This window comes from Anaeromyxobacter soli (genome assembly GCF_022808855.1).
Lineage (GTDB): Bacteria > Myxococcota > Myxococcia > Myxococcales > Anaeromyxobacteraceae > Anaeromyxobacter > Anaeromyxobacter soli.
In genome coordinates this window covers 21,594-34,352 of sequence record NZ_JAKZLF010000003.1, presented here as the reverse complement: position 1 = coordinate 34,352, position 12,759 = coordinate 21,594, and the positions used below count along the sequence as shown (strand labels likewise).

General features: G+C 76.6%; 13 protein-coding genes. 7 read left to right on the top strand and 6 right to left on the bottom strand.

Going from position 1 to position 12,759, the window contains the following annotated elements; all coding sequences use genetic code 11:
- Positions 1–129: 129 nt before the first annotated feature.
- Positions 130–2,034: a HEAT repeat domain-containing protein gene (locus MLV88_RS03535; protein ID WP_243336881.1), complete on the top strand. Its 1,905-nt coding sequence runs from the start codon at positions 130–132 to the stop codon at positions 2,032–2,034.
- Positions 2,035–2,106: 72 nt separating this feature from the next.
- Here MLV88_RS03535 and MLV88_RS03530 read toward each other — a convergent pair whose 3' ends face one another.
- The 4 genes from MLV88_RS03530 to MLV88_RS03515 form a co-directional block, all read right to left on the bottom strand.
- Positions 2,107–3,825 (bottom strand): STN domain-containing protein, encoded by a 1,719-nt coding sequence (locus tag MLV88_RS03530; protein WP_243336880.1) that lies wholly within the window; start codon positions 3,823–3,825, stop codon positions 2,107–2,109.
- The gene (locus tag MLV88_RS03525; RefSeq protein ID WP_242340618.1) at positions 3,825–4,352 is read right to left on the bottom strand and encodes an anti-sigma factor family protein; all 528 of its coding nucleotides are present in this window, start codon (positions 4,350–4,352) and stop codon (positions 3,825–3,827) included. The genes MLV88_RS03530 and MLV88_RS03525 overlap by 1 nt, the downstream gene beginning before the upstream one ends.
- Positions 4,349–5,008: an RNA polymerase sigma factor gene (locus MLV88_RS03520; protein WP_242340617.1), complete on the bottom strand. Its 660-nt coding sequence runs from the start codon at positions 5,006–5,008 to the stop codon at positions 4,349–4,351. The genes MLV88_RS03525 and MLV88_RS03520 overlap by 4 nt, the downstream gene beginning before the upstream one ends.
- A gap of 114 nt (positions 5,009–5,122) precedes the next feature.
- A complete protein-coding gene (locus MLV88_RS03515) occupies positions 5,123–6,361 on the bottom strand; it encodes an ArsB/NhaD family transporter (RefSeq protein WP_242340616.1) in 1,239 nt (412 codons plus the stop codon).
- A 92-nt stretch (positions 6,362–6,453) separates the two neighbouring features.
- Between MLV88_RS03515 and rtcA the strand changes: the two genes are divergently transcribed.
- Positions 6,454–7,572 carry an RNA 3'-terminal phosphate cyclase gene (rtcA, locus tag MLV88_RS03510; RefSeq protein WP_242340615.1) on the top strand — a complete coding sequence of 373 codons (1,119 nt, stop codon included), beginning with the start codon at positions 6,454–6,456 and terminating at the stop codon, positions 7,570–7,572.
- 18 nt (positions 7,573–7,590) lie between these two features.
- On the opposite strand, the gene MLV88_RS24465 is transcribed toward rtcA, so the two are convergent.
- Positions 7,591–8,520 carry a DMT family transporter gene (locus MLV88_RS24465; protein WP_242340614.1) on the bottom strand — a complete coding sequence of 310 codons (930 nt, stop codon included), beginning with the start codon at positions 8,518–8,520 and terminating at the stop codon, positions 7,591–7,593.
- Complete coding sequence (locus MLV88_RS03500; RefSeq protein WP_242340613.1) at positions 8,511–9,455, bottom strand: magnesium transporter CorA family protein; 945 nt, start codon at positions 9,453–9,455, stop codon at positions 8,511–8,513. Before MLV88_RS03500 ends, MLV88_RS24465 begins: the two co-directional genes overlap by 10 nt.
- A gap of 94 nt (positions 9,456–9,549) precedes the next feature.
- On the opposite strand from MLV88_RS03500, the gene MLV88_RS03495 reads away from it, so the two are divergent.
- From MLV88_RS03495 to MLV88_RS03475, 5 genes are read left to right on the top strand one after another with little or no spacing between them, the layout of a single operon-like run.
- Complete coding sequence (locus tag MLV88_RS03495; RefSeq protein ID WP_242340612.1) at positions 9,550–9,939, top strand: hypothetical protein; 390 nt, start codon at positions 9,550–9,552, stop codon at positions 9,937–9,939.
- Positions 9,940–9,997: 58 nt separating this feature from the next.
- Entirely contained in the window at positions 9,998–11,083 is a 1,086-nt protein-coding gene (gene apbC, locus MLV88_RS03490) for an iron-sulfur cluster carrier protein ApbC (protein ID WP_242361628.1), read from the top strand.
- Positions 11,084–11,093: 10 nt separating this feature from the next.
- Entirely contained in the window at positions 11,094–11,543 is a 450-nt protein-coding gene (locus MLV88_RS03485; protein ID WP_242361625.1) for a hypothetical protein, read from the top strand.
- Positions 11,540–11,878 carry a hypothetical protein gene (locus MLV88_RS03480; protein WP_242372202.1) on the top strand — a complete coding sequence of 113 codons (339 nt, stop codon included), beginning with the start codon at positions 11,540–11,542 and terminating at the stop codon, positions 11,876–11,878. The genes MLV88_RS03485 and MLV88_RS03480 overlap by 4 nt, the downstream gene beginning before the upstream one ends.
- Positions 11,879–11,932: 54 nt before the next feature.
- A complete protein-coding gene (locus tag MLV88_RS03475) occupies positions 11,933–12,493 on the top strand; it encodes a protein-tyrosine phosphatase family protein (RefSeq protein WP_242372201.1) in 561 nt (186 codons plus the stop codon).
- The last annotated feature ends 266 nt before the right edge of the window (positions 12,494–12,759 follow it).

Sequence of the window (12,759 nt, the reverse complement as noted above, 5' to 3'; positions counted from 1 at the left end):
GCTGCCCGGCGCAGCGAGCCAGCCTGCGCCGCAGTGGCGATCCAGCTCAGGGGTCAGGGGTCTCCGCCTCCGCAGGCGCACGCCGACCTCCTTGCGCCTGGGCGGCCTCCTGACGGAGCATGCCCGCCCATGCTTTCGCGACGCGCCCTCGTCCTCGCCGCCGCGCTCGGCGTCCTCGCCTGCGCGCGCAGGGATCTCGAGGCGTCGGATCCGGAGCGCCGCGCCGCCGCGGTGCGCGCGCTCGGCCGCGGAGACCTGCCGGTCCTCCTCGTCGCCCAGCGCGACCCGAGCGCGCTCGTCCGCCGCGCGGCGGCCGAGGCGTTCGCCGCGCGCGGAGGGCCCGGCGCGGCGGAGGCGCTCGGCGCGCTCCTGCTCGATCCCGCGCCGGACGTCGCCGCAGCGGCGGCGCGCGGCCTCGTCGGCCTGGGCGCGGAGAGCGGCGGGCGCGAGGACCTCGTGCGCGCCTACGGGGCGGCGGGCCCCGCCGCGCGGACCGCGATCGCGGAGGCGCTCGACGCGCTCGGGGTCTCGCTGCGCGAGGCCGTCGAGGCGGAGGCGCGCGCGCTGTGGGAGCGGAACGTCGCGGCGCTCGCGGCGAACGCGGGGCCGGCCCGCGCCGGCGCGGCCGAGGAGATCGGCGCGAGCGCCCGCGCGGAGGCGGTGAAGCGGCTCCTCCCCCTCGTCGATCCGAACCGGAACCCGGATCGGCCGCTCGCGGCCGCGGCAGCGCGCGGCCTCGCCGAGGCGGGGGACTGGAGCGCGCGACCGTTCCTCGAGGCGCTCCTGTCGGAGGGCGACGTGACCACCGCGGAGGCCGCGGCCGCGGCGCTGGCCCGGCTCGGAGACCCCGCCGCGGCGCCGCCCCTCGCGCTCGTCGCGGCGGACGGCCCCGCGCGGATCGCGGCGGCGGCCGCGGAGGCGCTCGCCGCGCTCCCGGCCGCACCGGAGGTCGGCGTGGCCCTCTGCGGCGTCGCGCAGCGGACGCGAGATCCCGCCATCGCCGCGCTGACGGCGCAGGCCGCGGCCGCGCGCGAGGCCGAGTGCCCGGCGCGCCCGTTCGTCTCCAGGCTGGGCCGCCCCGGGAGCGCCGCGGCGATCGCCGCCCTCGGCGCGCTCGGCGCGCCGTCGCCGGAGACCGCCGCGCGCGTCGCGGCCTCGCTCGACCCCGGACGCGGCGACGCCGCCGCCCGCGCGGCCGCCGCGCGGTTCCTCGCGCGCGCCAGCCAGACCTCGGCCGGCCCGGCGCTCATGCGCCGCGCGGCGGCGATCGCGGCGCAGCGCGCGGGCGCAGCGGGGACGCTCGGGGCGGAGGAGGCGGAAGAGCTCGGCGCGCTGCTGGAGGCGGCGGGGCGCCTGCGCGCGGACGGCGCGGACGCGCTGCTGCGCCAGGGCGCCTCGGATCCGCTGGCCGCGGTACGGGCGGGGGCGGTGGAGGGGCTCGCCCAGCTCGGGTCACCGGGCGCGGTCGAGCGCGTGGTCGCGGCGCTCGGCGACCCGGAGCCGCGGGTGCGCCTCGTCGCCGCGGATGCGCTCGGCCGGCAGGGGACCCGCGGCGCCGTCGCCCTCGCGAAGGCGGCGACGGCCGGGAGGTTCCGCGAGCCGGAGTGGGCGGACGCCCTCGCGCGCGCCCTCGGGGAGGCGGGCAGCGCGGAGGCGGTGCCCGCGCTCGCGGCGCTCCTCGACGGTCCCGCCGCGGCGAGCGCCGCCGAGGCCCTCGCGAGGAGCGGCGCGCCCGGGGCGGCGGCGCCCCTCGCGGCCTACCTCGCCCGTCCCGACGCTCCGGCGCGAGCGCAGGCGATCGACGCGCTCGCCGCCCTCGGCGCCCGCGACGCGGCGCCCGTCATCGCCGCGCAGCTCACGAACGATCGTCCCGAGGTCCGCGCCGCCGCAGCGCGCGCGCTGGGGAAGCTCGCCTACGAGCCCGCCTCCGGGCGGCTCGAGGCGCTGCGGAGCGACTATTACGGCCGGGTCCGCCGCGCCGCGGTCGAGGCGCTCGCGAAGCTCCCGTCGGGCGCGCCGCGCCCCCGGCCGTAGACCTGGCCTCGCGAACGGCGCGCCCGGCGGTCCGCCGCCGGCGGGCCGGGGACGCAGCTCCACGCTGCCCCGTCAGATCCCGGGCGCCATCGTCGTCGGCAGCACCGGCCTCTGCTGCCCGAACCGCGTCCGGAGCGCGGCGCCGAAGGTGACGAGGGCGGCGGCGATCCAGACGAGCCCGCCGAGGAACGGCACGGCCGTCACCAGCACGACGATCGCGGTGCCGATCGCGAGCTGCAGGACCCACGCGCTGCGCTGCTGCGGGAGCGGGATCGAGCGGCCGACGTGGATGGCGAGGGACGTGAACCCGAGCACCCCGGCCGCGAGGACGAGCAGGGCGAGCACCGCGACGAGCGGGATGCCGATGATGGTCACCACGAGCAGGAGCGCGAGGACCGGCGTCGCGACGAGGCCGAGCAGGCCCGTGAGGATCGACTTCCACGGGCTCGCGAGCATCGCCTCGGCGACGGCGTCGACGCGGCGCGGGAAGAGCGCGACCACGAGGAGCCCGAGCGCGAAGAAGAGGGCGAACTTCGCGAGCACCTGGCCGACGGACCAGAGCACCGACTCGCGGCCACCGAAGAGGAGGCTCGATCCGAACATCCCGCCGATCCCCGGGAGCCCGGGGACCGAGACGCTCGTCTGGTCGCCCCCGATGGTCGCGTGCGGATCGGGCTTCACGGACCCGCCGACGGCGGTCGCGTTCCGCTCCACCACCGCGCCCGGGCCGAGCTCGACGCTCCCCAGCACGGCCGTCACCTCCCTCGCGGTGGCGCCGGCCTCGAGCTTCACGCCGCCGAGCACCGCGACGACGTTGCGCGCGGTCGAGCCCGGCTCGAGGCGCACGTTCCCGCGGATGGCGACGACGTCGCGGACCTCCTCGCCCGGGTGGATCGTGACGTCGCCGTTCTCGACGCGGTCGCGGGCGTCCTGCCCGGTCTCGCGCCCGTCGTCCCACTCGCGCCTGGCGTCGCGGATGGCGCGCTCGGCCGTGCGGCGCGCCTCCGCGCCGATGCCGGCGAACCCGCCGAGGGGCTGCGCACGCACCACCACGACGCCGCCCTGCAGCTCCGCCGCGAGCCCGGCCTGATCGAGCACCGCCCGCAGCGCCTCCTCCACCGGCGTCGCGTTGAACACCCCGGACACCTCGCCGCGGACGCCCGGCGGGATGACGATGGAGAGCCCACCCGCGGCGGCGACGTGCCGGAGCGCGTCGTCGACGTCGGTCTCCTCGAACTCGCCCGTGAAGCGCTTCCCGCTCGGCTTCTCGAACCCCACGAGCGTGGGCTGCCGCGCGACGGGGCCGCTCGACGGCGCGACCACGACCGTGTTGCGCCGGCGCGACGCCTCGAGGAGCGTGCCGCTCAGGGCGGCGCGCAGCGCGTCCTCGACCGGCACGTCGCGGAGCTTCAGGACGAGCTGGATGTTGCCGGTCCGACCCGTGTTGAGGACGAGGTTCCAGCCCGCCGCGTCGGCGATCTTCTCGAGCGCGTCGTCGAGGGAGACCGTGTCCGAGATCGTGACGTGCTTGCCGGACGGCTCGGCGGGCCACTCGCCGACGAGCGGATCGGCGGCGCCGGTCGGCGGCGGGAGCGCGGGGAGGGGCGGAGTGGGGCGTGCCGACGGACGGGCCGGGGGCCTCGGCGCCGCGCCGGGACGGGCCGGCACCGGCGGCGCCGGGAGCTCGGCGCCGGGGCGGGCGGCGGCCGGCGGGGGAGGCGCGGAGGGCGTCTCCGGGGAGGGCTGGAAGACCAGGGCGGCGAGCAGGAGCGCGAGCATGGGGGTCTCCATCAGGCGACCTCGGCCCGCGCCTCGGGCGCGGGCATCAGGCGCGCGAGGGCGACGAGGAGGGGGATCGCGACGACGGCCGCGACGAGGATGATCTGCAGGCGGAAGACGCCGACGAGCGCCGGGAGGAACCCGGCGCCGACGCGGACGGCGAGCGCGACGTCACCGAGCCGCTCGGCGACGCCGGAGACGGAGGGCGCCCAGGCCCGGGCGCCGGCCGCGACGAACGCGACGATCGTCGCGAGGGCGACGCCGGCGAGGATGCCGAGCGCCCAGCGCCGCTCGCGGGCGGCGGCGCGCTCGGCCGCGTCGATGCGGGCGAGGACGCCCACCGTGAAGTCGGCGGGGAGCGGGGGGACCTCGAGGTCCTCGAGCGCGATCGCGAGCATCCGGTACGACTCGACCGCCGCCTGGCACTCGGGGCACTCCGCCACGTGCCGCTCGACCGAGGCCGTCTCGGGCTCGAGCAGCGCGCCGTCGACCATCCGCTGGGCCTGGGCGTCCGTGAGGTGTCCGTCGAAGAGGCTCATCGCAGGTTCTCCGCGCCCGGCTCCGCGAGCGCTTCCTTGAGGCGGGCGCGCGCGCGGTGGAGCCAGGTCATCACGGTGCCGAGGGGGACGTCGAGCGTGGCCGCGATCTCCTTGTAGGAGAGGTGCTCGACGTGGAAGAGGTGCACGACCTCGCGGTAGTTCTGGGGCAGCGCCGCGACCGCCGCCTCGAGCGCGCCCGCGAGTTGGCGCCGCTCGAGCGCGTCGTCGGCACGGACGGCGGCCGGATCGGCGAGCTCGCGCGGCGCGCCCTCGTCCGGCTCGGCGTCGAGCTCGACGCGCTGGGTGTCCGGCAGGCGCCGGCGCAGGACGTCGAGGCAGTGGTTGCGCGCGATGCGGAGCACCCACGGGACGAACGGCTGGGCGGCGTCATAGGTGGAGAGCGCCGCGTAGGCGCGCGCGAAGGCCTCCTGGGCGGCGTCGCGCGCCTCCTCGGGCTCGCGCAGCAGGCGGAAGCAGAGCCCGTACACGGCGCGCTTGTGCGCGTCGACGAGCTGGCCGAAGGCCTTGCGGTCGCCCTTCGCGGCCGAGCGCGTCAGGGCGGCCTCGCCGGTCACCACCGGTGGCGCCAACGAGCGCTCCTCCACCTGCCACGAGAGGGCGAAACCTAGATCGGCGAGCGCCGCGGCCGCAATCATGAAGAACCCTACGGATCGCGCGGGTTTCTATTTCGCGCAGGCCCGCCCGGGCGGGTGGTGGGCGCGCCTCCGGGCGTCCTCCCGGTAAACCTCAGTCGATCCGGACGCTTGCGTTCAGACGAGCCCGAGCGCTCGCTCTCCGAGCAGGATCGCGAAGGACACGGTGAGCGTCGCGGCCGTGACCAGCGCGCCGATCCGGAAGAAGCGCCAGAAGCCGATGCCCGCCCGGGAGCCCGCCAGCTCCAGGACGATCAGGTTCGCGACCGATCCGAGCACCGTCAGGTTGCCGGCGAGCGTGGCGGCGAGCGCGGTCGCGAGCCACGCCAGGCGCGGCTCGGCGAGCCGCGGGATCCACTCGCCCGCGAGCAGCACGAACGGGACGTTCGAGACGACCTGCGACGCCCCGACCGTGAAGAGCGAGAACACGGCCGACTGCCGGACGGCGTCATGGCCGAGCGCGGGGACGATGAGGTCGAACATCCGCGACGCGATGCCCGCCTTCCCGATCCCGGCCACCACGACGAAGAGCCCCGCGAAGAACACGAGCAGCGGCCAGTCGACGCGCTGGAGCGCCTCGCGCGGCGCGCGCCCGGCGACGGCCATGCAGAGCGCGGCGGCGAAGAGCGCGGTCCAGGCGAGGGGGAAGCCCGCCAGGAAGCCCGCCACCGCGAGGGCGGTGGCGAGGAGGGCGCGGGCGAGGAGCGGCCTGTCGAGCTCGGGGGCCGCGACCCGGGTCGGCGCGAGCACGCGGCGCGGCAGGTCCTCGCGGAAGACGCGCTCGAGGACGAGCGCGACGACGACGAGCGACGCGAGCGCCGGGAGCGCGAGCGCGGCCGCGAAGCGGGCGTAGGAGATCCCCGACAGCGTCCCGACGATCATGTTCTGCGGGTTGCCGGTCAGGGTCGCGACCGAGCCCGCGTTCGAGCCGAAGGCGAGCGCGAGCAGGTACGGCAGGGGCGGGAGCTCGGCGTCCTCGACGACCGAGAGCACGATGGGCGTGACCATCACGCACACCGTGTCGTTCACGAGCAGCACCGAGAGGGTCCCCGCGGCGAAGACGACCGCCCACAGGAGCGACCTCGGCGTGCGGACCGCGCCGAGGATCCGGAAGCTCGTCCAGCGGAAGAAGCGCGCCTCCGCGAGATACGCCGAGAGGAGCATCATCCCGAGCAGCAGGCCGAGGGTGTCCCCGTTCACCGCGCCGCCCGCCTCGCCGGGCGTCAGGACGCCGGAGGCGACCATCAGCACGGCACCGAGCAGCGCCGCGGCCGGCCGATCGAGCGACAGGAACGGCAGGCGACCCGCGGCGACCGCCACGTACGTCACGGAGAACACGGCGACGGCGGCGACCACGGCACGTACTTACCACGGGAGTCCCCCGCCGGGTCGAGGCGAGGCCCCGCGCGAACTCGCTCGGCGCGCCACGCAAGGGCTACATTGCTGCCGTGCCCCCCGATCTCCCGATCGTCCTGGACGGCAGCACCGGCGAGGGCGGCGGCCAGATCCTCCGCACCGCGCTCTCGGTCTCCGCGATCACCGGGAAGCCGTTCGCGATCGATCGGATCCGCGCGAACCGCGAGAAGCCGGGCCTCCGCCCGCAGCACCGCGAGGCCGCCCGGGCGGTCGCGCGCCTGTGCGACGCGCGGCTCGCCGGCGACGAGGTCGGCTCGGAGCGGCTCGAGTTCCACCCGCGGCGGCCGGTGCAGGCGGGCGACTGGGCGTTCGACATCGGCACCGCCGGCTCGACTCCGCTCCTCTTCCAGACCGTGTGCTGGCCGCTCGCGCTCGCGGGCAAGAGCTCGACGCTCACGCTCCGCGGCGGCACGCACCAGGACCACGCGCCGAGCTTCCACTACCTCGCGCTCGTGTGGGCGCCGGCCGTCGCGCGGCTCGGGTTCCGGTTCGAGCTCGCGCTCCAGGCCGCGGGGTTCTACCCGGAGGGCGGCGGCGAGTTCACCGCGCGGGTGGAGCCGGCCCACCCGATGCCCCCGCTCGACCTGCGTCACCGGGGGACCCTGCAGGACGTCGAGGTCGTCTCGATGGTCTGCGGCCTCGGGTTCGACGTCGCCGAGCGGCAGGCGGCGCGCGCGCTGCGGCTCCTGCGCGAGGCGGGCATCGCCGCGCAGGCGGAGCGGGTGCCCATGCCTTCGCGCGCGTCGCGCGGGGGCCACGTGCTCGTCGTCTCCACCTTCCAGCGCGCCCGGGCCGGCCACGGGGCGGTGAGCGCGCGCGAGCGCTCCCCGGAGCAGATCGCGGAGGAGGCGGTGGGCGGCTTCCGCGCGTACCTCACGGGCGGGGCCGCAGTGGACCGCCACCTCGGGGATCAGCTCCTGCTCCCCGCGGCGCTCCTCGCCGCCGGGCTCGTGCCGTCGCCGCCAGGCATCGTCCCGGTCACGCGCTACACCGTGGACGGAGTGACGAAGCACCTCACCACGAACGCCGCGATCATCCGGCGCTTCCTCGACGTCGAGATCGCCATCGTCGAGGGTCAGGAGGGGGAGGGCGAGGTGCGGGTGCAGCCCGCCGGCGGCGCGGCCGAGGTCGTGCCCCTCACCTCGGGGTAGCGCGAGCCCCGGCGCGCCTCACGCGGGCAGCGCCTCGGTCACTCGCGCGCGGTCGCCGCGGCCCGCGACGGCGAGGCCGAGCGCGATCGCCGCCGCCCCGACCCAGCCCATGGGCCCGAGCCGCTCGCCGAGCACGCCCACGCCCAGGACCGCGGCGGTGAGGGGCTCCGCGAGCGTGAGCGTCACCACGGTGGGCACGGCCAGCCGGCGCAATCCCTTGCCGTAGAGCCAGTACGCCAGGCCCACGGTGAGCACGCCGAGGTGCAGCGCCATCGCGCTCCCCCGCGGGCTGGCGAGCCAGGCCATCGGCTCGCGCGAGAGGAGCGGCGCCATGAGCAGCGCCCCCACCCCGAAGACCCCGGCCATCGCCTGCGCGGGGTGGAGGCCGGCGTCCATCGCGTGCTTCGCGGCCTGCGCGTAGACGGCGTAGCTGAGGCCGGCGCCCAGCATGAGGCAGAGCCCCACCGCGTCCGGAGGCGCGCCGTCCGCCGCGCCGTGGGCGGCGAGCAGCGCGGCCCCGGCGACGGTGAGCCCGGTCCCGAGCACCCACGCGCGCGAGAGCGCGCCGGCCCTTCGCGTCAGGTGGAAGAGCCCCGCGAACACCGGGCCGCTCCCGATGCCCACGATCGTCCCCAGCGTCACGCCCGTGCGGCGAAGGCCCGCGAACCAGGCAAGCTGGTACGCGGCCACCGCGACCCCGCCGATCGCGAGGGCCGCGGCGTGCGACCGCCACCGCGGGCGCCGCGCCGATCCTCCCGCGAGGGCGACGGCGGCGAGCACGACCGCGCCGATGGCGAGCCGCACCGCCCCGACCCCGAGCGGCGTCGTGCCGCCGGGCCCCAGCGCCTGCGCGGTCCCCGTCGTGCCGAAGAGCGCGGCCGCCGAGAGGACCGCGAGCGCAGCGCCGAGCTGAGCCGCCCCGTGGCGATCCGGCCGCGTCACAGCCACCGCTTCCGGCGAAAGATCGCCCACAGCGCGAGCGGGGTCGCGGCGACGAGCACGAGCACGAGCGGCGCCGCGACCCGCGGCGGGATGATCTGGAGGTTCATCCCGAAGAAGCCGGCGACGAAGTTGAGCGGGAGGAAGATGGTCGCGACGAGCGTCAGGCGGGCGGTGAGCGCCGAGAGCCGGTTGTTGGTGCGCGACAGGTAGGCCTCCATCGTGGAGGCGAGGAGATCGCGGCCGGTGTCCACCTCCTCCGCGAGCCGCACGGCGTGATCGACCACGTCGCGGAAGTAGACCGCCGTCGCGTCCCGCACGAACGGCTGGCCGGGGCGGGCGAGCGCGGCGAACACCTCGCGCTGGGGCGCGAGGCGGCGGCGGAGGTGCCCGTGCGCCCGGCGCGCGGCGACGATCCGCGGCAGCACGTCCTCGTCCATCGCGCCGCCGTCGGGCTCGGACGTCAGGTCCGCGAGCGCCTCGACCTCCTCGGTGAGCGCGTCCACGAGCGCGAAGTGCACGTCCGTGACGGCGTCGTGCACGAGGTAGAGGGCGAAGTCCGGCCCGCGCTCGAGCAGCGCCGGCTCGCCGGCGCAGCGGGCGAACACCTTGTCCACCTCGGCGATGGGGACCGCGTGGACCGTCACGAGCGCGTCCGCGGTGAGGAACGCGTGCAGCTCGTGGGAGAGGACCTCGCTCTCGTCGGCCGAGGGGATGACCCGGTGGACGACGCAGAAGAGGCTACCGGGGAAGGGCTCGTACTTGGGCCGCTGATCCTCGTGCGCGCAGTCCTCCAGGGCGAGCGGGTGGAACCCGAACGTCTCGCCCAGGAAGGCGAGCGTCTCGGGGTCCGGCCCGGCGTCGATCCACAGCCGCGCGCCCGGCTCGACGAGCTCGCGCCCGCCGGCCCGCACGCGTCCTTCGTCCCACCGCAGCACCCGCACGCGCTCGCCTCCCCGCGCTGGCCACGGCCCGCGCACCGGGCGCAGCCTAGCATCCCATGGCGGGCCGCCGCGCGATGGTGTAAGCGAGGCGCTCGTGCGCCGGCTCCTCGTCATCCTCGGCACCCTGGTCGTCGCCGCGGCGCTCGGCTGTGCCGGCGGCCGGGCGGCCCGTGCCACCCGGGCCGACGCGCCGGACGCCGCGCTCCGCGCGTTCGCCACGGCGCTCGCCGGCGGTCGGTTCGAGGCGGCGCACGCGCTCCTCTCCGCCCGCTGGCGCCAGGCGTACACGCCGCGCCGCCTCGCCCAGGACCTCGCCGGCGCGGGGCCGGCCGGGCGCGAGGCGGCGGCGCGCGCCCTCTCGGCGCTCGACGCGGGGTCGCCACTCGTCCGGGAAGGCAGGGTGGCCCGGCTCCCGCTCGGGGGGGATCACGCCGCGGTGGTGGTCCTGGAGGACGGGGGCTGGAAGGTCGACGCGCTGGAGTGACGGAGCGGCGCCACGCGGCGTTGAGAAGCCCTCGGGTGGCGGCTATAAAGGCGCTCCCATGCCGCTCGACCCCAAGACCGCCCTCGACGCCCTCCGCAAGGTGATGGACCCCGAGCTTCACCGCGACCTCGTGTCGCTCGGGATGGTGAAGGACGTCGCGGTGGAGGGCGACGCCGTGCGGCTCAAGGTGGAGCTCACCACGCCGGCCTGCCCGCTCAAGGACACCATCGGGCGCGACGTGAAGGCGGCGCTCGAGGGCGCGGGCTTCCGCCGCGTGGAGCTGTCCTGGGGCGCCCAGGTCCGCTCCGCGCCGGGGGTCTCCCAGGCGCAGCTCACGCCGGGCGTGAAGAACATCATCCTGGTCGGGGCGGGGAAGGGGGGCGTCGGCAAGAGCACGGTGGCGGTGAACGTCGCCGCCGGCCTCGCCCGCACCGGCGCCAAGGTCGGCATCCTCGACGCGGACATCTACGGTCCGTCGATCCCGATCCTCACCGGCGTCACCGAGCGCCCCACCTCGAAGGACGGCCAGCGGCTCGAGCCGCTCACGGCGCACGGCATGAAGGTGATGTCGATCGGGTTCCTCATCGACCCCGACCAGGCGCTCATCTGGCGCGGACCGATGGTGACCGGCGCGCTCATCCAGCTCCTGCGCGACGTGAACTGGGGCGAGCTCGACTACCTCGTGCTGGACCTCCCGCCGGGCACCGGCGACATCCCGCTCACGCTGGCGCAGAACATCCGCGCGGCGGGCGTCGTGCTCGTCTCGACGCCGCAGGACCTCGCTCTCGCGGACGTCATCCGCGCGAAGCTCATGTTCGACAAGGTCTCGATCCCCGTGCTCGGGCTCGTCGAGAACATGTCCGCCTTCGTCTGCCCGCACTGCCGCACCGAGACCGCCATCTTCGACAAGGGCGGCGCGCGGACGGCGGCGGAGAAGATGGGCATCCGCTTCCTCGGCGACGTGCCGATCGACCTCGCCATCCGCGAGGGCGGCGACAAGGGCGTGCCGATCGTCGTCGGCCAGCCCGACAGCCCGCAGGCGGAGGCGTTCCTCGCCGTCGCGAAGAACGTCGCGGGCGCGGTGAGCACGCAGATCCTGAAGGCGCCGCGCCTGCCGGTCATCGGCGCGCAGCAGCGCGCCTGAAGAGGCCCCCATGGAGCGACCGCCGCCGCAGGGTGAAGACGAGGGTTTCGCGCCCGACGACCTCGAGCTCGAGGCGGGCGGCGACGCCGCCGGCTCGCGCGGGCTCATCCCGGAGGCGGTGAAGAAGGCCATCCTCGCGGGCGTCGGCGCCGTCTTCATGACGGAGGAGGGGGCGCGGCGGCTCGCGCGCGACTGGAAGCTGCCGAAGGACGTGATCGCCTTCGTCGGGAACCAGGCCCACGCCGCGAAGGACGAGATCCTCCGCGCCGTGAGCGACGAGATCCGCGGCTTCCTGCAGTCCGAGGCGCTGCGCCGGGAGTTCCTGAACGCGCTCGCCGACCGCACCATCGAGGTGAAGATGGAGATCCGCGTCCGGCCCGACGCGGAAGGCGCGCCGCGCGCGGAGGTGAAGACCGCCGCGACGAGGGGCAAGCGGGCGCGGCGCAAGGCCAAGCGGTGAAGCGCGCGGCGCGGCTCGTCGCGCTCCTCGGCGCGCTGGCCGTCGGGGTGTTCCTCTTCTCGTCGTCACCGCGCGACGTGGTCTTCGTCTACGACCTGGGGGACGCCCCCGGGACGACCGCCCTCGAGGTCGACCTCCGGCGCGGCGACGCGCTCGTGCGCCACGCCGAGTTCCGCGTGAGCGGCCCCGAGCGGCAGGTCCGCCATGCCCTGCGGCTCCCGCGGGGAGCGTACGCGCTCGCCTGGCGCGCCACCGGCCCGGCGGGGGCACGTTCCGGCGAGCGCACGCTCGACGTCGAGGAGGAGGGCACGATCGTCCTCCCCCTGGGGCGATAGCGGGGCCGTCGTCGCCGCGTGCCGGGGCGCGCGGGCCTGCCCAGGTTGGTGGAGATGATCGACCTGCACTTCGTCGCGGACGGGCTCGCGCTGGGTGCGCACTTCCCGATGGGGGCCGCCGCCCGGCTCGCCCAGGAGCACGGGATCACCCAGGTCGTCGACGTCCGCGTGGAGGCGTGCGACGACGAGGCGGTCCTCGCGCTCCACGGCATCCGGCTCCTGCACCTCCCGACCCAGGACACGCGCGCCATCTCGCAGCGCATGATCCGGGACGGCGTGGCCTTCGTGACGGGCGCGCTCGCGCGCGGCGAGCGCGTCCTCATACACTGTCAGTACGGCATCGGCCGGAGCGCGCTGCTCGCCCTGTGCGTGCTGGTGGCCCGCGGGCACCCGCCGCTCGAGGCGCTCTCGCGCGCCAAGGACGCCCGGCCGGTGATCTCGCCCAGCCCGGAGCAGCTCGAGGCGTTCCTGGCCTTCTGCGAGTGGCACCGCGCCGCGCACGACGCGGACTTTCCGGTACCCACCTTCGACGAGCTCGCGGCGATCGCCTACCGGCACCTCCGCGCCCATGCCTCGCGCGAGGAGGCGCGCGCCGCGTCCTCGCGCGCGGGGTAGCGGTGCTGTTCTTCGGGAACCGCTCGCGGACGGCGCACCCAGGCCGCCCGCGCCCGTGACGCGCTGCGCGGCGGACGGTTCCCGCCGTCCTGACGGGACGGTCGGAGCGGCGCCCACCCGCGGAACACGCCTGGACCGGGCGGTTTTCTTGCCGGCGCGCCCCGCCTGAGGTCTCGCCTCCACCAGCCCATTCGGAACACGCTCGGCCCGCTCATCCACAAGACGGCGGGACCGCCTCCTGGACGGCGGCCTGCACCACGGAGGGA

Excerpts from the sequence above, each read along its gene's own strand:
- MLV88_RS03475 (WP_242372201.1), top strand. The coding sequence starts at position 11,933 with ATGATCGACCTGCACTTCGTCGCGGACGGGCTCGCGCTGGGTGCGCAC.
- MLV88_RS03535 (WP_243336881.1), top strand. The coding sequence starts at position 130 with ATGCTTTCGCGACGCGCCCTCGTCCTCGCCGCCGCGCTCGGCGTCCTC.
- apbC (WP_242361628.1), top strand. The coding sequence starts at position 9,998 with ATGCCGCTCGACCCCAAGACCGCCCTCGACGCCCTCCGCAAGGTGATG.
- MLV88_RS03525 (WP_242340618.1), bottom strand. The coding sequence starts at position 4,352 with ATGAGCCTCTTCGACGGACACCTCACGGACGCCCAGGCCCAGCGGATG.
- MLV88_RS03530 (WP_243336880.1), bottom strand. The coding sequence starts at position 3,825 with ATGGAGACCCCCATGCTCGCGCTCCTGCTCGCCGCCCTGGTCTTCCAG.
- MLV88_RS03520 (WP_242340617.1), bottom strand. The coding sequence starts at position 5,008 with ATGATTGCGGCCGCGGCGCTCGCCGATCTAGGTTTCGCCCTCTCGTGG.
- MLV88_RS03485 (WP_242361625.1), top strand. The coding sequence starts at position 11,094 with ATGGAGCGACCGCCGCCGCAGGGTGAAGACGAGGGTTTCGCGCCCGAC.